This is a genomic window from Marivirga arenosa, from assembly GCF_030503875.2.
GTDB classification, from domain to species: Bacteria; Bacteroidota; Bacteroidia; order Cytophagales; family Cyclobacteriaceae; genus Marivirga; species Marivirga arenosa.
Genome location: NZ_CP129968.2, coordinates 3,991,812 through 4,011,608 on the forward strand (window position 1 = coordinate 3,991,812; position 19,797 = coordinate 4,011,608).

The window sequence follows — 19,797 nt, forward strand, 5'->3', positions numbered from 1 at the left end:
CTTGAGGAAAGGACTTCAATCATTTATTAAATACACCCTATCTCTTGGTGTTGCAATTTTGTTATTCTGGTATCTTTATAAAGATAAAGATTTCAATGAAATGATGTTAAGCTTTAAAAAAGCTGACATCAAATGGATTATCCTTTCTATTGCCCTTGCTATTTTTAGCCATTACTTAAGAGCTTGGAGATGGAATATGTTATTAGAGCCAATTGGTTATAATTTAAAAACTTCAAGAACTTTCCTGGCGGTGATGGTAGGCTATTTAGCTAATTTTGTAGTTCCTAGAATGGGTGAAATCTCAAGATGTGGAATTTTAAAGAAAACTGATAATGTAGCAGTTACCCAAGGGTTTGGCAGTGTTGTAACTGAAAGAGTCTTTGATTTAATCTGTTTAATTGCTATTGTTTTCATTACACTCACTTTGGAATTCAAAAGATTGAATGAATTCTTCCTTAACTTATTTCTAGATAAGGCCTCGGGTATTCAAAAAAACTACATTACTCTCATTGTGATTGGTATAACTTTAATTACTGTGTTGCTTTTAACTGTTTTTTTCTTAAAAAGAAACCACAGAAAGCTTCAGCAGAATGAATTATACAATAAAATCATAAGCTTTTTAAGGCAATTAGTTGAGGGGCTAACTTCAGTTAGTAAATTGAAAAATCCTGCTTTATTTTGGCTTGCCACCATTGCCATTTGGGTTTGCTATTACTTCATGACCTATGTGTTCTTTTTTAGCATGGATGTCACTCAGAATTTAGGGATCTCAGCAGGATTTGTTCTTTTAGTATTAGGAGGAATAGGCATGGCCACTCCTGTTCAAGGAGGTATTGGAGCCTTTCATTATTTAGTTAGTGCAGGACTCTTATTGTATGGAATAGCCGAAAAAGATGGAATCACATTTGCCTTTCTTCTGCATACTACGAATTCTATTGCTATTATTGTAGTAGGAAGTATCTCACTATTTATTAGTATGATAATTCCTAAAAGATTCTCAAATCAAAATTATGCCAACAGCTGATAAAATAATAGTTAAGAGAGAGCTTCTTGAGTTAAGAAATGAGTGGAAGAATGAAAAGCTTGTATTTACCAACGGCTGCTTTGACATTCTACATTTGGGACATGTTGACTATTTAGAAAAAGCTGCAGAAAAAGGCACAAAATTAATTGTTGCAATCAATACAGATCAGTCTGTAAGTAAATTAAAAGGCCCGGATAGACCGGTAAATGATGAATATTCAAGATGCCGCTTAATTGCAGCATTAGCTTTTGTAGATGCTGTAATTCTGTTCTCTGAAGATACTCCCCTATCCTTGATTACCGATATAAAGCCTGATGTTTTAGTTAAAGGAAATGACTATACAATTGACAACATTGTAGGAGCAGATGTCGTAATTGAAAACGGTGGAAAAGTTGAGACTATTGAACTTGTGAAAGGATATTCTACCACAAATATTATTAATAAATTAAGTAAATAAGATGTTTCTAATCGTAATAGTAATTGGTTTTACCATTATCAGTTATAGTGTAAATGCCAGATTAAAGAGTAAATTTAAAAAGTATTCACAGATTAGCCTTAGTTCAGGAATTTCTGGTAAAGAGGCTGCAGAAAAAATGTTGCGTGATAATGGAATACATGATGTACAGGTAATGTCAGTTGAAGGGCAGTTGACTGATCACTACAATCCTGCAAAGAAAACGGTAAATCTTAGTTCTGATGTTTATCATGGTAGGTCTGCTGCTGCAGTAGCTGTTGCAGCTCATGAGGTAGGTCATGCGGTTCAACATGCACAAGCCTATTCATTCTTAGAATTAAGATCTGCCTTAGTGCCCTTACAAAACGTAAGTGCTAAAATCATAAACTTTGTTTTTATGGCCATGCTATTCGGAGCATTTTTTATCCAAGGATTATTTAGCTTTGAATTAGCCATGATGGTCATTATAGGATGTTATACAGTATTTACATTATTTGCATTTATAACATTACCAGTGGAGTACGATGCCAGTAAAAGAGGTTTAGCTTGGATGACAAGCTCAGGCGTAACCACTTCACAAGAGCATGATATGGCTAAAGATTCATTAAAATGGGCTGCAAGAACCTATTTAGTTGCTGCAATTGGTTCATTAGTGACCCTGCTCTATTATGTGATGATGTTTATGGGTAGCCGAGATTAAATGGATTTTTCCTATATTTGCCAAACTTTTGCACAAACACTATGTTTTTGCACCACAACGACTAAAAAATAATTAATAGATGGATTTTCAACTTACGGAAGAGCAGTTAGCCGTGCAAGCTGCTGCAAGAGATTTTGCACAAAACGAATTATTACCGGGTGTTATCGATCGTGACACTCATGAAAAATTCCCAGCTGAACAAATTAAGAAAATGGGTGAGCTAGGATTCATGGGGATGATGGTTGATCCTAAATATAATGGTGGCGGAATGGACACAATTTCTTATGTCCTGGCTATGGAAGAAATTTCAAAAATCGATAGTTCTGCTTCTGTTTCAATGTCTGTTAATAACTCTTTAGTATGCTGGGGGATAGAAAAATACGGTACTGAAGAGCAAAAAGAAAAATATCTTAAAAGATTAGCAACGGGTGAGATAATAGGTGCATTTTGTTTATCAGAGCCGGAAGCTGGTTCAGACGCCACTTCACAAAGAACAACGGCAGAAGATAAAGGTGATTATTACTTATTAAATGGTACTAAAAACTGGATAACTAACGGTAATAGTGCATCTGTTTATTTAGTAATTGCTCAAACGGATAAAGAAAAAGGCCACAAGGGAATTAACGCCTTGATTGTTGAAAAAGACATGGAAGGCTTCCAAGTAGGTAAAAAAGAAGAGAAAATGGGAATCAGAGGTTCTGATACTCACTCTTTAATGTTTACTGATGTAAAAGTACCTAAAGAAAATAGAATTGGTGAAGACGGTTTCGGATTCAACTTTGCTATGGCTACTTTAAACGGTGGTAGAATTGGTATTGCTGCTCAAGCATTAGGTATTGCATCAGGTGCTTACGAATTGGCCCTTAAATATTCAAAAGAAAGAAAAGCTTTTGGGAAAGAGATCAACCAGCACCAAGCTATTGCTTTTAAGTTAGCGGATATGGCTACAAACATCGAAACCGCTCGTTTATTATGTTTAAAAGCTGCATGGTTGAAAGATCAAAAGAAAGATTTCTCTCAAGCAAGTGCTATGGCTAAACTTTTTGCTTCACAAGTGGCAATGGACACTACTGTTGAGGCTGTTCAAGTTCATGGTGGATACGGTTATGTTAAGGAATACCATGTTGAAAGATTAATGCGTGATGCAAAAATCACACAGATTTACGAAGGTACTTCTGAGATTCAAAAAATTGTGATCTCAAGAAATATTCTAAAGTAAAGATCATATAATTGAAAGGTTAGCGCTTTTCAAAAGCATATAATCTTAAAATAATTCAATAAAAGTAATTTTTAGGCGTTCAATCTTACATGACGGGAAAGGTTGAGCGCCTTTTCTTTTTTTTGATATAAAACTATTTATCATTAGATTTATACAATTATTAGAAAAATTACTTTTACTTTTTATAGTTAATCCATTCATAAAAAAAGAAAATGGAAGATTACAACAAAATCATTGAATCCCTTGGCGTTAAGTTCGTCAAAGCAAAAAATATTAAAATACAAAAACCGGTAACCGTTAGTAACCTGTATGAAGTAGAAAATAAAATTATATGGGTTAATAAAGGAGAAGTACTATTAGGGGAAGAAAAACTTTTAGCAAAAGAGGGAGATTTTGCTTTTATTCCCGGTGGAAAAGCACATCAAATTACTTACGGAAGAGGAAGTCAGATTGAAACTATTACTAATGATAAATTCATAAGTGGTAAATCTGAGTACTTCAATTCAATTACACACGATGAGTTACTTTCTGAAGGTGGAGATAGCTTCAGCTATATTTCATTCGAAGCAAAAGTATTTGATTCAGTTAACTTCTTTGCTTCTTTAGATATTCCCCCGTTCATATTCAGTAATGATGTGATTAAGTCCTTACACGATAAAATCTTTTCTGAATTAAATACGGATGAGCCTGGTGCTGATCGTATGGTAAAAGTGTTGACTGAATATTTATTAGTAGAGTTATTCAGACATATCGTTAGAAATAAATTATTTGTGGAGCAATTGGCTACCAACAGTACTTATTTCAAAGATCCAAGATTAATTGATATCTTCAACTACATCAATGAGCACTTAGGCGGTGATTTATCAAATAAAAAGCTAGCCGAGGTTGCGAATGTATCTGAAGATTATGTAGGCCAGTATTTCAAGATGCTTACAGGTATTAATCCTCAAGATTATATTGAATACCAAAGAATGGAAGAAGCGGTAACGCTATTAAGAACTTCTAAAAAGAGCATTCGTGACATTGGACATGAAGTAGGTTATAAAGATACTGCTTATTTCTGCCGAAGATTTAAAATGATGTTCGGAATTCCTGCAGGAAAAATGAGAAGAAGAGAATCTTTAATGAACGTTTAATTGCTGATTGAGCACAATCTTAGCTTCAGTCATTTCAATTAGTAAGTCGGGATTTTGCTCAATAGCATTCCCTACAACCACAACATCAGCGCCTGATTTCCAGGCGCTTTTTGCTTTTGATACAGAATTAATTCCTCCACCAATTACTAAAGGGATTTCTATTGCTCTTTTTACAGAAGCAATCATTTTTTCACTGATCATCTTCTCTGCCCCACTTCCTGCATCCATATAAATAAGCTGGAGACCTAGAAGTTCACCCGCAATAGCCGTACTTACCGCGATATCATACTTATCATGAGGAATGGGATTGGTATTACTCATATAAGAAACAGAGGTTTTATTCCCCCCGTCAATCAACATATAACCCGTTGGCCACACTTCCATTTTACTTCTTTTTAAAATTGGAGCTGACAAAACATGTTGACCTATCAACAAATCAGGATTTCTGCCAGAAATGAGAGAGAGATAAAGAATTGCATCCGATTGCAAGTCGATATATTGATTATTTCCAGGAAATAGAATTACAGGAATGTCTGTTGCTGATTTGATTTCTGATATGCACGCACTTAATAAATCAGAAACTATTAAACTACCGCCAACAAAAAAGAAATCAACTTCATTTTCAATAGCCATATTGACTAGCCTTTGCAATGAAGCTCTATCTTTTACTTTATCAGGATCAATTAATAGGGCAAAGAATTTACGTTTATTTTCACTGCCTGAGCTAAGTTGGTTAAGCTTCTTCTTTGTCATTCTTGTCGTTTTCTAACTGACTTAAAAATTCTAATATTTTTTCCCTAGCAATTGCTACTAATATACTACTTACTTCAGCTTTTATAGAGTCAATAATGCCATGATTGCTCTCTTCTCTTTTGATGATAAGTCGAGGTGCGTCATCATAATCATTTTCATCTTCCTCTACTTCCTTATAAACCTTAGTATTTCTACTTTTTTTACTTCCAGTAATCAGCCTTACAGCCTGATATGCTAAAAACACACCTCCTGCAATCATCAATGCATTTTTGCCTATCTTTTCAGCCTTACCTGAAAATTCAGTTAGTTGCTCTGATAAGTCCTGCTCATATTTTTTACTTTTCTCAAGTAATTTCTCCTGATTGCTCATGATTGTAAATTTAATAATTAAAATTACTGATTTTCAGATTCTTGATCCTCTGGTTTTTTAAACGAATTCTTTAGGCTTTTGCTGTCTTTTAAAAAATAAAAGATCACCGTTAGTAATAAATAGAATAATGTTACGATTCCAAAACCATAAACAAAACTATCCAAAAGTTCAGCCAAATAGAAGCCTAAAGTAAAGCTGGCAAACAACACCACTAAACTTAAGAATAGAAATACAAAAAGTATAGGAAGGAATTTCGCTATCTTCTCAGCAATCTTATCTTCTACCTCGTCTTTAATGATGGCAATTCGTACTTCTATTAATTTCTGTAGCGATTCTATTATATTTTCTATTCCCAAAAGCCCTAAGAGTTTACTTTTTTTCACAACTTTAAGTGTTAATTGATTCCTAAGTTATATAAATTTCGGTTGATGTTAAATTTACACGTAAAAATAATTAGAAAGATTGAGGCAGCTTATAGCAGATAGTGGATCGAGTAAAACAGATTGGAGGATTATTAATGAGGATGGATCTATTCAGCAGCTCAAAACAAAGGGTATAAATCCGTATTTAATACCAGGAAATGAGCTTCTAGATAGTTTAAAGAATGAATTGAGTGAAATTGTAAAGATCGAATTTGATATCATTCATTTTTATGGAGCGGGCTGTGGGCAATCAAAAAATAAAGCCAAAATAAAATCAGTACTTAATAGTATTTTCAAGAATAGTAAAGTTTTGGTAGAAGATGATATGCTAGCAGCAGCAAGAGCATCATGTTTAAACCAATTGGGCATAGTATGCATTTTAGGAACAGGTGCGAATGCCTGTTTTTACGATGGAAAAAGCATTACGCAAAAAATGATTTCTCTTGGTTATGCATTAGGTGATGAAGGAAGTGGTAATTATATCGGTAAAATGATATTAAAAGCCTATTTAGAAAACGAATTATCTGAAAAACTACAAACGGCTTTTAAAAATACTTTCCCCGAAGTTACATTAGAAAATGCCTTAGAAAATATCTATCAGAAACCGTATGCAAATCGCTATTTTGCTCAGTTTTTTGAGTTTGTATTACTGCATCAAAAAGAAAAATACTGTTTCGAATTAATGACAGATGCATTTCAGCAGTTTTTAGAAAAGTCAGTATTGAAATTCGACCATCATCAGGAATATCCTATTCACTTTGTAGGAAGTGTGGCTTTCCATGCTAATTCCATCATGAGAATGGTACTGAACAAAAATCATTTAACAGCCGGAAACTTTATGGAAAGTCCTATTGCTGGCCTTACGCTCTATCACAAAAATCAGAATTCATGAGCATTACAGAATCAGAATCAAATTTTAATGATTTAGAAAAATTATCTATCTCTGAATTATTAACAGGTATAAATCAAGAAGATCAATCCGTAGCATTATCCGTTCAAAAAGCTTTACCGCAAATTGAAAAAGCTGTTGAATCGATAGTGGGTAAGATGAGGCAAGGAGGTCGTATTTTTTATATTGGAGCCGGTACCAGTGGGCGCTTAGGAATACTGGATGCCTCTGAATGCCCTCCTACTTTTGGAGTTGATCACAATACAGTGATAGGGTTAATTGCTGGGGGCGATCATGCGATTAGAAAAGCTGTAGAATTTGCTGAAGATGACCAGAATCAAGCCTGGAAAGATCTTTTAGAATATAAAATCTCTGAAAATGATTTTTTAATTGGAATTGCAGCATCGGGTAGAACCCCTTATGTAATCGGTGGACTTAAAACTGCACAAGAAAAAAACATCAAAACGGCCTGCATTACCTGCAATCCTGATTCTGCAGTGGTTGAATTTTCAGACTACCCTATTGAAGTTCCCGTTGGGCCGGAGTTTGTTACAGGAAGTACCCGAATGAAAGCGGGCACCGCACAAAAAATGGTGCTCAATATGATTTCAACCACGGCTATGATTCAATTAGGCAAAGTAAAAGGCAACCGAATGATAGATATGCAACTGAGCAATGATAAGCTGGTGGATCGCGGTACGAAAATGATTATGCTGGAGCTTAAAATTAAATATGATGCAGCTAAAAAATTATTGCTTGAACATGGATCTGTAAGAAAGGCTATTGAGGCTTGCAAAGGGTGAATTAGGATAATCTATTGATAGTGACTGGTATGTTACAATTCTCGGAAATGCTTTATTAAAAAACCTGTCAGGTTTGTATAATCAAATTTTGATTAGATTTTTATATTCTATCACTATCTGCTTTTTTTAAACCTGACAGGTTTCATTTGCTGAGAAAACAAATCTTAATTTTATAAAACTTTTTCACCTCAATTCGCATTAAAACCTATTACTTAAACCCTAAAACTTATTACTCATTAATGCATCATATCGAGCCCTACTATAATTGGTTAAAATATTACGATTCTTCACAGGATGAGCTTTCCCCTTTTTATGGAAAGGAATATAATTATGAATTATACACAGATACCATATATGGATATTATATAGATCCTGCCTGGGATGCTATTGGCTCTGAAACTCTTTATATTAAAATACTATATGCTAATTATGAGGATGGAATTGCGGTAATTGAAATGATAGGCGAATGGAATGACACTTTGCATAATGACATCATGCATTTAAAAAGAAATATAATCGAGCATATGATTATGCAAGGTATCAATAAGTTCATCTTAATTGGTGAAAATATATTGAACTTCCACGGCTCTGATGATGAATATTATGAAGAGTGGTTTGATGAGGTTGAAGAAGGCTGGATAGTAGGGGTTAATTTCAGAGATTTTGTACTAGAAGAATGGGCTCAATACAATGTTGATCATTATATTAATTGCGGTGGACAGTTTGAACATTTGAATTGGAGAACTTTAAAACCTCAGGTTTTCTGTAAAAGAATAGAAGAGCATGTGATGAGAAGATTAGATTTCTGATATTATTTAACTGGAATAATCATCGCCATTTTATGTACTAAATAATATTTTCCCGATTTTATCTCTTTACATCTCACTCTTGTTCTTCTACTCTCTAGCTTTTCAAAAACACGATTTTCTAATTTAAACTTTTGCCCTTTCTCAACATCTAATAAGCTAACTTCATCCGGATTAATAGGATCATGATTCTTTAAAGCCTTCGCCAAATGAATGTCAGATAAGGAAGCGGCCTTAGGGTTTCGCATATAGAGATTCAAAGCTTTTAAAACCTCTTCTGGGAAGATTGTTGTATTCTGAAAAGGCAGCATCAATTCTTTAAAAGCTAATTTCCATTCTACCCCATGTGGACTCACCCTACCCTTATATTGTTCATATACCCAATGATGCGCCACTTCATGTACATAAGTGATAAGAAAGGAATAAGGATTTAAATTTTCATTCACCGTAATCACTGCCTCCTCACCTGGCTTAATTCTGAAGTCACCCAATTTGGTATTCCTAGCTTTTGAGATCACAAAACGAAAAGGTTTTTGTTGCCAAAGTTCGAAGGCTAAATCAGTAGCTGATTCAGGAATAAATCGACTAATCCGCTTATATATTTGTTTTTCGTAATGCGTCATATTCGAGCCAAAATTAAGCAGAAATAATTAGTAAATAAGCATTTAGCTCACCTAATGCACTATTTCCTCTTGATCTCAAAAAATATTTCCAGCTGTATTTTTTTTGTAATTTCCATATTAAACTGTAATTTCAGAGCCCTTTAGAAGGTTAACATAACCTTAATGGGGCAAAAGCTTGTAGAGTAGACAACTTTTTCTAATATCATACTCTTAAACCATTAAAACTATGATTCAAATTATTCCATCCATTGCCATAAAAGATGGCAAAATTATTAGAGTTGAAGGTTCTGACATTGGAAGCGCTAAAGTGTATGATGATTCCCCGATTGATGTTGCCAGAAAATTGGAAGATAATGGCATCAAAGTCGTGCATATTGTGGATTTAGATGGTGCCCACAGAAGCCAGCCCGTTAACTACCATATCCTGGAAGCAATCCATGGCTATACAAATCTTGAATTAGATTTTACAGGTGGTATCAATACGGATGGGGATATTAGCAAAGCTTATGAATATGGTGCTGATTATATCACTGCGGCCAGTGTCGCTGTTGAAAATAAAGAGCTTTTTGCTTCGTGGATTGTATCCTATGGGAGAGAAAAAATCACTTTAGGAGCTGATGCTTTAAATGGAAAAATTGCCTACAAAGGATGGATGCAAAATACAGACATCGACATTATTGAGCACATCCGCTACTTCTATGACCGAGGACTAAAATACGTTAAAACAACTGATATTAGTAAAGAAGGCTCATTATCAGGTCCTGCTTTTGATTTGTATGAAAAAATATTGAAAGAATTCCCAGACATCTGTGTATTAGCCAGTGGTGGAGTTAGGGATATTGATGATATCCGAAAGCTTAATGATATGGGAATATTTGCTGTAATCTTTGGTAAAGCTTATTATGAAGGTAATATCAAGCTTGAAGATTTGAATGAATTTTTACAGTAAAAGACAAGTGTAGATTAAACGTTTAATAAACGGATAAATCTACGGTTATTGCCCCAATAACAAGCTTTAATTAGCTTTAAAGTGGTTTTTTTCTTCCTTACTTAAATTCTAAAGAAACCAAAAATATAATAATGATAACAACACATTTGGTGCACATATCCAGATGTTGTGGTGAATTTGCATTACTAATTGTCTTCAGATGAAAACACTAATATTTTTAATTCTAACAGTAATGAAGGCAGCGGTAATTTTATACTTCGTTGCTCGAATTATGAAGAACCTCATCCAAAAGAACGAGCCAAATTATAAACGTAAGGCACTAATACAATTTCTGTCGATGTTCGGGTTCCTGATAGGTATAGCAATTCTTGAATTCGGAATAGCTTACATTTTACCCATGAACTAATAACTCGAGGACATTCCATCATGAGCGAAATGCTTTACAAACCAAAAACCATAGGAATCTCAGCTATTATAGTAAGCCTAATTCCGACATACTGGACATTTTTTTTCTTTATCACTATTCCTGTAATGATTGTTGGTTTACTCTTTCTGTTTATCAAACCGGCTACACAACTTACTTATGAAATCCCAGCAACTTTGCTGCTGATTGGTTCGCTTTTATCTAATACTAACAATAATATCCTTAATGGAGATGTCCCAAAACATCTAAAAAACACCACAACATGATATAAAACCCATTTGCTCACCACCTTGTAGCCAAGTGTCTGCTAAATAGCCTGTTATTTATGCTTGCATTTCATAGCCAGCGAGCAAGGATATTGCTTTTATAAATTATAGCACTAAGTGATTTTAATATTTTGCAATTAATGAAGTGTATCAGTTTGCGGAGAAAGCATAAATAACTACTTTCAGTATTTCATAGCCTAGTATAACAAACGGGTTTTATACAGGCGTTGTAACCAATTCGAGAACATGCTTGCTAAATCAGGAAAATACACGATCGAATTATTCATAGATGATAATTATTCGGAGGACTCGAATGATAATTTGATTTCTTATGACAAGGTTCATTTAATAAAATCTGAGCTCTTGTTTTCGACAAAAATTGGACTAAAAATACATGAAAATGATAAAACCATTAGTTCGGCAATTATTGGTTCTGATGGTGGCGGAACTGGAATTGATAAAAACTCTCATATAATAGAAGATGACCGAATTGCAGTTTGCTGTTCCGATTCGATCTTTTGCCTTTCAATTCCTGAACTTAATTTAATTTGGAAAACTCAAGCTGACCAATCTTCTTGTTTTGAAATATTTAAATTCAATGAAAGTTATATAATACATGGAGAAATGGAAATATCTCGACTGGATTTGAGTGGAGAAGTCATGTGGAAAAGAAGTGGTGCTGACATTTTTACAACTGAAAAAGGAACTGATGACTTTGAAATAACAGAGTCATATATAAAGGCAACAGACTGGGAAAATAGAATATATAAATTCGATTTTAACGGAAAATTAATTGAATAAAAACTGGTCACAACATTCTGTCATAAATCATGGCTGTTAGTAGGTTATTTTTCCTTCAGCTCTTTGTAGATAGTCCGGCAATCCGCAGGATTGCCTTAATGGGAAACATTAAATTAATAAGCCAATCCTGCGGATTGCCTCGGTAGTTAATTGAAATTTTTATACTTTTAATCAGCCACGAATTTATACAGTGGCGTTGTATTTAATTCCTTTCTTAAGATTATTCTGCTAGGCAGTTGGCAGAAAGAGGGCATAAAAAGCGGATTGATTAGCCTTGAAAAGGCCTAATTTTTGCGGGCAAGCCGTGGAAGCAATGTGCTTCTAAACGGTAGAGACCGTTAAAAAACTTAGATTGAAGTTAGCCGAGTTCAGCCATAAAGTCAAGAAATACAGAGGCTAATGAAAAAAGCAATCATTTTTATTTGGGAAGGATTTGGGCTTTCAACCGGCATGACAACGGATACATAGTTTCTCCTATATACCATTTAGTCATGACTCCAACTGACATAGCAGACGATGTAGAAGGTTTTAAGAAAGGAACATCGTATTTTTCAATTACCATTATTTCTACTACTTTAGGAGTAATTAAAAATATACTAAAGACAACATCAGCTATCGAATCATTAATGAAAGGTCATCAAATTACTAAGATTCCCAATCAAAACGATCGATAGCCTGACGTTGGCATTCATTCGCCACTCCGTAGAAAATCAATATGACTAAGAAAAAAAACTGGAAAAGTGGATGCTTGAAAGCACTCGGAATTGGAGCAATTACACTGGTGTTGCTTGTCATCGGATTCTTTTGGATGCTAAGACAAGCTTTTGGACCAATTGAACGAAGTGGGGAACTTGAACTGTCTGACGAACTAACTCTTCAATATCAAGAAATGTACAACGCAGATTTTGCGGATGTATTCTATGATGTGACTTTCGAACTTCCTAACTCTAAGGGTGAACTTTTTGAAATTGGACGAGCAACTTTCAACAATGAGAATTGGGAGTCAGAAGTTCAATTTGTAGAATCAAATAACTGCCTTATTTTTATAGTCCAAGACATAGGATCATTGGCAAAAGTAATTGTCGTTAATCCAGAAAGGACATTTTCAATTGAAAGAACTTTTGACCCACAAAAACTAAGAGATGACCCAATTTGGCAGGCAGGCAACTTTGAGAATCCCGTTCACCTTTACTATGGCTCATCATCTGTAACTTCTGTTTCTAATGACTCTATTCAAGTGGACTTTGAATACCGAACTGGTTACAACGAACCTATCATTTTTTGGAACCAGAAACTCAATTATAGGCTCGAAACAGCACCACTACGGATATTAACGACAAAAGCTTATCAACCAACCGAAAAATAACGAAATGCCAACATTCTGTATAAATCATGGCTGTAAGTAGCTTATTGTAACTTTAGCTCTTTGTAGAGAGTACGTCAATCCGCAGGATTGACTTATTGGTGAGAATTAATTTAATAAGCCAATCCTGCGGATTGTCTCGGTAGTCAAAGCAAATTTTTATACTTTTAATCAGCCACGAATTTATACAGTGGCGTTGTGTACAATACCTCGTATAGCTAAGCCATTGACATTACAAGCTAAAAGGGGAGAAAAGAAATTGAAAGAATTATTGGGAATCAGAAGCTTATAAAGCTATGATTTGCCAAATGTTACAAAAAGCTTGGCAGAATAAATGGAAGATTAAACAATGTCTGGTTTAAAGAAGGAATCTGATAAACGGTTAACAAAAAAAAGGATATTTAAAGCATTAGCAGTTGTGACTTTTTTCCCAACTATTTTTGGTTTTATAGTAGCTAGGTCAGGATATATTGGATATAGCGTTATAGATGAATTGATACCCTTAAAGGTTAAAGTAGATAGCATCACATCATCAACAACAGGGGGTGGTAAATCACATGTATCAGCGCATTTTAGTAATAATGGAGACTATCACATAGTTTGCATCTCCTGTTACGAAGCAAGGGCAGGTTATTACATGAAAGATTCAATAGAAGTGTGGCTTAAACCTGGTCGGGAAACGGCATATTTGAAACATATTAATCCTAATAAAGAAGAACTGAGAAATAGATATTATCGCCAAATATTTTTAGTTGCAGGTTTTATGATTTACCCTTTCTTAATTTTTCTGTTTCTGTATATTCGTCAGGTTCATCTCGATAAGAAAAAACTCGAGGTTAATAGTATTTAAAAGTAATGATATGCTTTGAAACCTGTCTATTTAGAAGAATAGAAACTGTACACAACATCATGTAAAAACCATTGGCTAGGCTACGTTTTTGCTAATCATTTAATATAAGCCCGCAATTTTCGGCTAGCAATTTAGAATGTTAAAGGCAAAGTGTGGGAGGTGAACCGATCTAGCAATTTTTGGTAAATGAAAAATTGCTAACTTCATCATTTAAACAGACAGTGGGCGCACGGTTTTTACACACGTCCGTTATCTGGCATGACTGCACAACGAAAATGAAACTCCTGAACAAACTACCAACGGAACCAAATAAGCGCAGATGGACTGCAATTGGAATAACCGTCCTGCTTGCCACTCCATTGACTGCATGGGGCATTTATGGAATTGGTGAATATGGAGTAGCTCTTTTCATTTTAACTCCTCTTCTCATTGGAATAGTCTCAACAATCCTATTTGGACACGGGCGAACACTAACTAAAATGGAAGCTGCGAAAATCAGCTTTTTAACTCTACTTATTTTCACTATCGGTTTGATCGTTTTCGCAATGGAAGGACTGATTTGTATTGCGATGGCCGCTCCAATTGGTATCCTTCTAACTTGGATAGGGAGCTTGATTGGCCGAACAACTTTGAACAAAACTCCCGACAGCTCGCTAACCATAATCCTACTAACATTTCTAAGTGTTCCCATAACAGCGTTCACCGAACGAAACTCAGAAACTGAGCTTTTCACAGTATCAACCAGCTTGGTTATTGATGCAAATATTGAGACGGTTTGGACGAACGTCATCGAATTCCCACGAATGGACGAACCACAGGAATTCATATTCAAAGCTGGCATCTCCTACCCAATAGACTCGGAGATCAAAGGAACTGGTAAAGGTGCGATTCGTTATTGCAACTTCAACACTGGAAGTTTTGTCGAACCCATAACGGAATGGAACGAACCAACACTTTTACGATTTGACGTTCTCGAACAGCCAGAACCCATGACCGAATACAGTCTTTGGGACATTAATGCTCCACATTTGCACGACTACTTTGTTTCCGAACATGGAGAGTTCAAGTTAATCGAACTTCCGAACGGCCAAACTCAACTCGTGGGAACAACTTGGTATCGACACAACATCAAACCTGGTGCTTACTGGAAAACTTGGAGCGACTGGATAATTCACAGCATTCATAACCGAGTATTGAACCACATAAAACAGAAAGCTGAAAACGCCAGATAACAGATGCTATGAATGAATGGGGTTTTATCGGTCAGGATATTTTCATGGGGATTGTCCGCCACAAGTGTTAATTTTAAATCAAGACGTGGCTATGTGCGAGACGAGAGATTAGTGCATTCTAATCCCCACTCATCATAGCTGTCCGTTGTACTCAATTTAGTTAGAATGCATAAAATAAGTTATCTCATTTTGTTGGTCTTTCTATTATTTTCTTGCTCTCAAAAAGAAAAGAAATCAAAAGTTAAAGAAGTGCAAAAGTTAGGAACATCTAAAGACAATGCTTCTAAAATAGAAACAAACTCAATCCTCATAGACACAATTGCCAGGATACAAGAAACATACAGTTATTATGATTCAGTTGAGGTAATCCTTTTTAAGGAGGAGTCCTTTAAGGATTTCATTGCTTACGATCATGTTTTCAAAGTGCTAGCCGATTCCACAAAATTTCACTCTGAATATAGAAGTCTTATTGAAGAAAATATCTTTCATGGATTCAAGAAAATAGGAAATCCAATAACTCAAGATTTGAAAAATACATATAGCTCTATCTGGATCCCTGTAATTTTAAAGGACAAGAATAAATACCTTTATAATCCTGGTTTAGAAAACATAGAATATTTTATCATATCAGATACAGCAATTTATTACAATTCATTTAGTAGTAGTTTTAGTAAATTTGACTTTGAGAAACAAAAAGATAGTCTAGCGAAACACAGCAGCTTTAAGATAAATGAAAACCTTGAACTACAAGATAGGGCAATTAACCTCTATACCCTAGATTCAAATTTAAACTTAATCGAATTTGTCGATCAAAAACTAGAAGGGAATGGAACAAAAAATGGTTACATGCTAGCAACAACATTAGATAATCTCTTTCGCTATCCTATAATCGCTACTTACTCATCCGATGCACCAATAAAAATTCAAATGGATAAAGTGAATTACGACTCGTTAATTAATAAATCAACAAAAAAAGACTGAGTACAACAAAGGATAAAACCCATTTGCTTACCACCCTGTAGTCAAGATTCTGCTCAATAACCCGTAATTTATACTTGTTTTTCATAGCTGGCAAGTAAGGATAGAGCTCTAATATTTTTCAGTTACTAAAGATTTTGGGTTGGCAATGAAAGCATAAATTGCTACTTTCAGTATTTTATAGATCAGTATCGCAGTTTAAAGGTTATGTTCTACGGAAGTGGTAATTAGAAAATAAAAAATCCGACTTGGAAGACCTTCTGAAAGCGCATTTATCAATAACATGACCTCTATTTGAGCAGTATAAGATAATTTTACTAGACAAATATTAAAGCAAACACATGAAATATCTCTCTTTTTGGCAAACATGGGTAGTGGCAAGCTTACTAATGGCAATGCCCGCAATAGTCACAGCACAGGAAGCTGATCTCACTCTGGATGACCTCTTCGCAACGCCAAAACTGACAGGAACAAGCCCATCTGTACCTGTGTGGGCTCCGGACAGTGAGCACTTCGCCTTTTCATGGAGTGAACCAGAAAATCCAGTGCGAGGCCTCTGGGTATCCAAAACCGATGGAAAGAAAGTACGTCTCAGTTCCAATACGGCATCTGTACGCGATATCGCCTGGGCTGATGTGAACACCCTCATCAGCCTTCGAGCTGAATACCTATGGCAGACATCGCTTAGTAAAGAAGAGGACCTTCAGCTTATGCGGGTTGAAGCTGGTGCTCATAATCTGTCCATATCTCCAAATGGTAAACAAGCGGCCTATTTAAGCAAGGGTGACCTGTGGATTGCAGATTTCACTTCCAAACAGAATCGCCAGCTCACAGAAATAGGCATCGCCAGTCTCTCGAGCTTAAAAAAGGGACGCTACAGCCGACCGGAACGTGAAATCGGCCCAGGCATCTGGAGTGGCCCCACCTACAAGTGGTCTCCGGATGGCAAAACAATCGCTTTTCATGTTGTTGATAGACGCGAGATGCGAAAGGTAGCCTTCCCGGATTATCTCGCTACAGAAACCAATCCCAACGAGGTACGCAGAAGTTACCCAGGTGATCCAAACGAGATTCGCAAGGTTGGACTATTAGATATAGAAAGTGGAACTATCACCTACCTCGATTTGCCAGATCCACATGCCAATCAAGTCATTGACTTTAACTGGTCACCGAGCGGGGCACTACTGGTGGATACCGCATCCGACACGGCAGTTGAACGTAAGTTGTATGTCGTTGCACCCGGAGAAAGCAAACTGCGCGAGATTTGGAGAGGTGTTCGAGAGAGTCGCATGTACACATCCTTTGGATCTAGCTGGCATCCGGATGGAAAGAAGGTTGTTTTCTTAAGTGATATGGGTGATCGATATGGCCTTTATACGATTGATGCCTCACCGTCTAAGGATCGTCCAAAACTCCTAACAGATCCATCCTATGATGTATTGTCTGCCCCAACTATTGTGGGTGATGCACTCTTTTATGCAGGCAATGGAGTTAATCCCTACGAACAACATGTATATCGCTTAAATATGCCGGGTGGCGAACCCGAGCAGCTAACGCAACTTGCTGGCCGAAACGATGGCTACCCCTCTCCGGATGGTAGGCACTTGGTTTTCAGGCACAGCAACGACACCTCACCGCCCGAGCTTTACGTGCTCAGCAGCAGTGAGGGTGGTGCAGCTACTCGAGTAACTCACTCACCATTGCCCGCCTTTACTGAGCGAAGCTGGACCGCTGCAGAATACGTAAGTTTTCCAAGTCTTGTAGATGACTACAGGCTGCATGCCCGAATCCTTAAACCAACCAACATGAAGCCCGGCAAGGAGTATCCGGTACTGTTTGGGCCTGTTTATTCAAATACAGCCAGAAACCGTTGGGCCGGTAACTACAGCCTCATACAACAGCTCTTAGTTAAGAAGGAATATATTATCGTGCAGGTGGATTCGCGTGGCAGTAACGGTTATGGTCGGGCATTCCGTGAAGAATTCCTGCTTGGCTTTGCCGATCAGGACATTGAGGATTATGCAAGTTCCGTTGCTTATATGGAGTCGCTGGATTATGTCGATCCTGACCGCATCGGTATCTGGGGTAGCAGTTATGGTGGCACACTCTCCGTTTATTCTTTATTGATGAAGCCGGGCTTATTCCAGGTGGGTGTTGCTGCAGCAGCTGCTGTCGACCCGGACTTCTTTGGTACAGATGACGTTGCGATTGTTCGTAGCCCACAGACACACCCTGAGATCTTCGAAAGAAAAGCGCTCAAGTATGCAGGCAATTTGAAGGACAAACTCCTGTTTATCCACGGCATTCAGGACCATGTTGTACCCTTCAAGACAACGGCAGTTTTAGCTGAAGAACTGATTAAACAAGGCAAGGACTTCGACTTTGCATTTGCACCAGGTGCAACGCATGCGTGGAGCCGCGAGCAGTATTATAATCGCTACTTGTTTGGTAAGCTCATAGAATACTTTGACCGACACCTAGGCGAGCCCTCTAAGTAGCTATTGGCAGCTAGCTGTCTTGTTGCAAGGTGTTAAGGAAAGATTACCTAGATTTGAAAGTCCAGAAGCACGAGACTGGTCATTAGCTTTAATGGGCAGAAACATTATTAAATTAAAAAGAATGAATAATATTTTTCAAAAAATAGCGGTAATACTCATAATTACATCTCTATTTAGTTGCAAAAAAGATGTTATTAACAAGTCTCATGATGAGGAATATCACTTAAAAATTCTATATGGAAATATAGAAAACTACACTGGCAATGATGGTCAATGGCTCAATATCTATCAAGCTGAAGCAAATGAACCAACGCCTGTTTATATATGGGCGCATGGTAATGGACATACCTACATGGACGCCCATGAAAAATACGAACCATTTATTACCACTTTGCTAGAAAATGGAATTTCTATCATCAGTTGGGAATCCATAAAACAAATGGATGAATCTAATATTTTGGACATATTAGATGATGCTGACTTAATGTTTGAATGGGTTAAGAGTAATGCAAAAACCTATAATTTAGATTTGTCAAATATTATCATTGGTGGCCATTCACGAGGGACAATTGCAAGCTGGAGGTTAGCACATAGCGGTGCTTCTGGTATTAAAGGAATCTATCATGGAGATGCAGCTGGCAATCTTGATGATGTAAATGATTTTGCTGGTAATTTAGTAACCATCAATTCTCCACCTATAAGAATGTCTTATACACAGAATAAAATCAATAATGACGGACAGCATGACCCTAATGAAGGACAAAAGATAATAGACATTTATAGAGATTTAGGCTTCAATGAAGAAGATTCAAGGTTACTCGAGAACCAAGGATATCCTTCTATGTCAGAGCTTGGCTTTTACAATAACCTTCTCCCATTTTGTCTATATGTTCTTGAATAAAAAGCCTGAAATAAAGTATGAGCAATAATACGCGCTGTCGGTCGAACTACACTTATACAATCGTTGTATTTAATTCCTGTCTTATAATTTATCTGCTAGCAAATTGACAGAAATTAGTAATTTCAATCATTAATTTAACAACTGCTAAAATCATTTGTTACTCTGATTGAATATAAAACGAGTTGAAGAATTGCATATAACTTGCTTGAGGGCTCATTTTATAGCAAATTTTTATGAGGCCAGCTATTCGTGCTTTCAATTCAAACAATATTACCTAGATTTGAGAGCCCAGAGGCAAGAGACTGGTGAATTACTTTCTTTATCAGAAACATTATT

21 protein-coding genes are annotated in these 19,797 nt (G+C 36.2%); 17 read left to right on the top strand and 4 right to left on the bottom strand.

The window, feature by feature from the left end; all coding sequences use genetic code 11:
- Position 1 precedes the first annotated feature (1 nt).
- The 5 genes from QYS47_RS17215 (at position 2) to QYS47_RS17235 (ending at position 4,533) form a co-directional block, all read left to right on the top strand.
- Positions 2-1,024, top strand: coding sequence for a lysylphosphatidylglycerol synthase transmembrane domain-containing protein (locus QYS47_RS17215; RefSeq protein WP_322347255.1), 1,023 nt, complete (start codon positions 2-4; stop codon positions 1,022-1,024).
- On the top strand, positions 1,011-1,481 hold the full coding sequence (rfaE2, locus tag QYS47_RS17220; RefSeq protein WP_308358389.1) for a D-glycero-beta-D-manno-heptose 1-phosphate adenylyltransferase: 471 nt from the start codon (positions 1,011-1,013) through the stop codon (positions 1,479-1,481). Before QYS47_RS17215 ends, rfaE2 begins: the two co-directional genes overlap by 14 nt.
- Position 1,482: 1 nt before the next feature.
- Positions 1,483-2,178: a zinc metallopeptidase gene (locus QYS47_RS17225; protein WP_322347256.1), complete on the top strand. Its 696-nt coding sequence runs from the start codon at positions 1,483-1,485 to the stop codon at positions 2,176-2,178.
- A 79-nt stretch (positions 2,179-2,257) separates the two neighbouring features.
- Complete coding sequence (locus QYS47_RS17230; protein WP_308358387.1) at positions 2,258-3,397, top strand: acyl-CoA dehydrogenase; 1,140 nt, start codon at positions 2,258-2,260, stop codon at positions 3,395-3,397.
- Positions 3,398-3,609: 212 nt separating this feature from the next.
- Positions 3,610-4,533 (top strand): AraC family transcriptional regulator, encoded by a 924-nt coding sequence (locus QYS47_RS17235; RefSeq protein WP_308358386.1) that lies wholly within the window; start codon positions 3,610-3,612, stop codon positions 4,531-4,533.
- Here the strand turns inward: QYS47_RS17235 and QYS47_RS17240 are convergent.
- Genes QYS47_RS17240 through QYS47_RS17250 form a run of 3 tightly spaced genes read right to left on the bottom strand, consistent with a single transcriptional unit; the run spans position 4,519 to position 6,039 of the window.
- Positions 4,519-5,286: a phosphoglycerol geranylgeranyltransferase gene (locus QYS47_RS17240; protein WP_322347257.1), complete on the bottom strand. Its 768-nt coding sequence runs from the start codon at positions 5,284-5,286 to the stop codon at positions 4,519-4,521. The genes QYS47_RS17235 and QYS47_RS17240 overlap by 15 nt on opposite strands.
- Positions 5,267-5,656 carry a hypothetical protein gene (locus tag QYS47_RS17245; RefSeq protein WP_308358384.1) on the bottom strand — a complete coding sequence of 130 codons (390 nt, stop codon included), beginning with the start codon at positions 5,654-5,656 and terminating at the stop codon, positions 5,267-5,269. Before QYS47_RS17245 ends, QYS47_RS17240 begins: the two co-directional genes overlap by 20 nt.
- Before the next feature lie 23 nt (positions 5,657-5,679).
- On the bottom strand, positions 5,680-6,039 hold the full coding sequence (locus tag QYS47_RS17250; RefSeq protein WP_302102401.1) for a phage holin family protein: 360 nt from the start codon (positions 6,037-6,039) through the stop codon (positions 5,680-5,682).
- Positions 6,040-6,118: 79 nt separating this feature from the next.
- Between QYS47_RS17250 and QYS47_RS17255 the strand changes: the two genes are divergently transcribed.
- The 3 genes from QYS47_RS17255 to QYS47_RS17265 all read left to right on the top strand — a co-directional run bounded on the left by QYS47_RS17255 (position 6,119) and on the right by QYS47_RS17265 (position 8,579).
- Positions 6,119-6,970: a BadF/BadG/BcrA/BcrD ATPase family protein gene (locus QYS47_RS17255; protein WP_302122404.1), complete on the top strand. Its 852-nt coding sequence runs from the start codon at positions 6,119-6,121 to the stop codon at positions 6,968-6,970.
- Positions 6,967-7,770, top strand: a complete 804-nt coding sequence (gene murQ, locus QYS47_RS17260; protein WP_322347258.1) for an N-acetylmuramic acid 6-phosphate etherase — start codon at positions 6,967-6,969, stop codon at positions 7,768-7,770. The genes QYS47_RS17255 and murQ overlap by 4 nt, the downstream gene beginning before the upstream one ends.
- Before the next feature lie 239 nt (positions 7,771-8,009).
- A complete protein-coding gene (locus QYS47_RS17265) occupies positions 8,010-8,579 on the top strand; it encodes a hypothetical protein (RefSeq protein ID WP_308358381.1) in 570 nt (189 codons plus the stop codon).
- Positions 8,580-8,581: 2 nt separating this feature from the next.
- Here the strand turns inward: QYS47_RS17265 and QYS47_RS17270 are convergent, their stop codons facing one another.
- Positions 8,582-9,199, bottom strand: a complete 618-nt coding sequence (locus QYS47_RS17270) for a SprT-like domain-containing protein (protein WP_322347259.1) — start codon at positions 9,197-9,199, stop codon at positions 8,582-8,584.
- 226 nt (positions 9,200-9,425) lie between these two features.
- On the opposite strand from QYS47_RS17270, the gene QYS47_RS17275 reads away from it, so the two are divergent.
- From QYS47_RS17275 to QYS47_RS17315, 9 genes are all read left to right on the top strand, one after another.
- A complete protein-coding gene (locus QYS47_RS17275; protein ID WP_322347260.1) occupies positions 9,426-10,148 on the top strand; it encodes a 1-(5-phosphoribosyl)-5-[(5-phosphoribosylamino)methylideneamino]imidazole-4-carboxamide isomerase in 723 nt (240 codons plus the stop codon).
- 936 nt (positions 10,149-11,084) lie between these two features.
- Complete coding sequence (locus tag QYS47_RS17280; protein ID WP_322347261.1) at positions 11,085-11,639, top strand: hypothetical protein; 555 nt, start codon at positions 11,085-11,087, stop codon at positions 11,637-11,639.
- Between the two features lie 491 nt (positions 11,640-12,130).
- Positions 12,131-12,313 (top strand): hypothetical protein, encoded by a 183-nt coding sequence (locus QYS47_RS17285; protein ID WP_322347262.1) that lies wholly within the window; start codon positions 12,131-12,133, stop codon positions 12,311-12,313.
- Positions 12,314-12,387: 74 nt separating this feature from the next.
- Positions 12,388-13,005: a hypothetical protein gene (locus QYS47_RS17290; protein WP_322347263.1), complete on the top strand. Its 618-nt coding sequence runs from the start codon at positions 12,388-12,390 to the stop codon at positions 13,003-13,005.
- Positions 13,006-13,351: 346 nt separating this feature from the next.
- Positions 13,352-13,852, top strand: a complete 501-nt coding sequence (locus tag QYS47_RS17295) for a hypothetical protein (protein WP_302122392.1) — start codon at positions 13,352-13,354, stop codon at positions 13,850-13,852.
- 275 nt (positions 13,853-14,127) lie between these two features.
- Entirely contained in the window at positions 14,128-15,084 is a 957-nt protein-coding gene (locus QYS47_RS17300; RefSeq protein ID WP_322347264.1) for an SRPBCC family protein, read from the top strand.
- A 165-nt stretch (positions 15,085-15,249) separates the two neighbouring features.
- A complete protein-coding gene (locus tag QYS47_RS17305; protein WP_322347265.1) occupies positions 15,250-16,065 on the top strand; it encodes a hypothetical protein in 816 nt (271 codons plus the stop codon).
- Between the two features lie 338 nt (positions 16,066-16,403).
- Positions 16,404-18,560 carry a S9 family peptidase gene (locus tag QYS47_RS17310; protein WP_322347266.1) on the top strand — a complete coding sequence of 719 codons (2,157 nt, stop codon included), beginning with the start codon at positions 16,404-16,406 and terminating at the stop codon, positions 18,558-18,560.
- A 121-nt stretch (positions 18,561-18,681) separates the two neighbouring features.
- Positions 18,682-19,461, top strand: a complete 780-nt coding sequence (locus tag QYS47_RS17315) for an alpha/beta hydrolase (RefSeq protein WP_322347267.1) — start codon at positions 18,682-18,684, stop codon at positions 19,459-19,461.
- Positions 19,462-19,797 lie beyond the last annotated feature (336 nt).

Bases quoted from the DNA above. Each gene is read 5' to 3' on its own strand.
- QYS47_RS17310 (WP_322347266.1), top strand. From the start codon at position 16,404: ATGAAATATCTCTCTTTTTGGCAAACATGGGTAGTGGCAAGCTTACTA.
- rfaE2 (WP_308358389.1), top strand. From the start codon at position 1,011: ATGCCAACAGCTGATAAAATAATAGTTAAGAGAGAGCTTCTTGAGTTA.
- QYS47_RS17270 (WP_322347259.1), bottom strand. From the start codon at position 9,199: ATGACGCATTACGAAAAACAAATATATAAGCGGATTAGTCGATTTATT.
- QYS47_RS17265 (WP_308358381.1), top strand. From the start codon at position 8,010: ATGCATCATATCGAGCCCTACTATAATTGGTTAAAATATTACGATTCT.
- QYS47_RS17295 (WP_302122392.1), top strand. From the start codon at position 13,352: ATGTCTGGTTTAAAGAAGGAATCTGATAAACGGTTAACAAAAAAAAGG.
- QYS47_RS17285 (WP_322347262.1), top strand. From the start codon at position 12,131: ATGACTCCAACTGACATAGCAGACGATGTAGAAGGTTTTAAGAAAGGA.
- QYS47_RS17230 (WP_308358387.1), top strand. From the start codon at position 2,258: ATGGATTTTCAACTTACGGAAGAGCAGTTAGCCGTGCAAGCTGCTGCA.
- murQ (WP_322347258.1), top strand. From the start codon at position 6,967: ATGAGCATTACAGAATCAGAATCAAATTTTAATGATTTAGAAAAATTA.
- QYS47_RS17305 (WP_322347265.1), top strand. From the start codon at position 15,250: ATGCATAAAATAAGTTATCTCATTTTGTTGGTCTTTCTATTATTTTCT.
- QYS47_RS17280 (WP_322347261.1), top strand. From the start codon at position 11,085: ATGCTTGCTAAATCAGGAAAATACACGATCGAATTATTCATAGATGAT.
- QYS47_RS17275 (WP_322347260.1), top strand. From the start codon at position 9,426: ATGATTCAAATTATTCCATCCATTGCCATAAAAGATGGCAAAATTATT.
- QYS47_RS17315 (WP_322347267.1), top strand. From the start codon at position 18,682: ATGAATAATATTTTTCAAAAAATAGCGGTAATACTCATAATTACATCT.
- QYS47_RS17245 (WP_308358384.1), bottom strand. From the start codon at position 5,656: ATGAGCAATCAGGAGAAATTACTTGAGAAAAGTAAAAAATATGAGCAG.
- QYS47_RS17235 (WP_308358386.1), top strand. From the start codon at position 3,610: ATGGAAGATTACAACAAAATCATTGAATCCCTTGGCGTTAAGTTCGTC.
- QYS47_RS17300 (WP_322347264.1), top strand. From the start codon at position 14,128: ATGAAACTCCTGAACAAACTACCAACGGAACCAAATAAGCGCAGATGG.
- QYS47_RS17225 (WP_322347256.1), top strand. From the start codon at position 1,483: ATGTTTCTAATCGTAATAGTAATTGGTTTTACCATTATCAGTTATAGT.
- QYS47_RS17240 (WP_322347257.1), bottom strand. From the start codon at position 5,286: ATGACAAAGAAGAAGCTTAACCAACTTAGCTCAGGCAGTGAAAATAAA.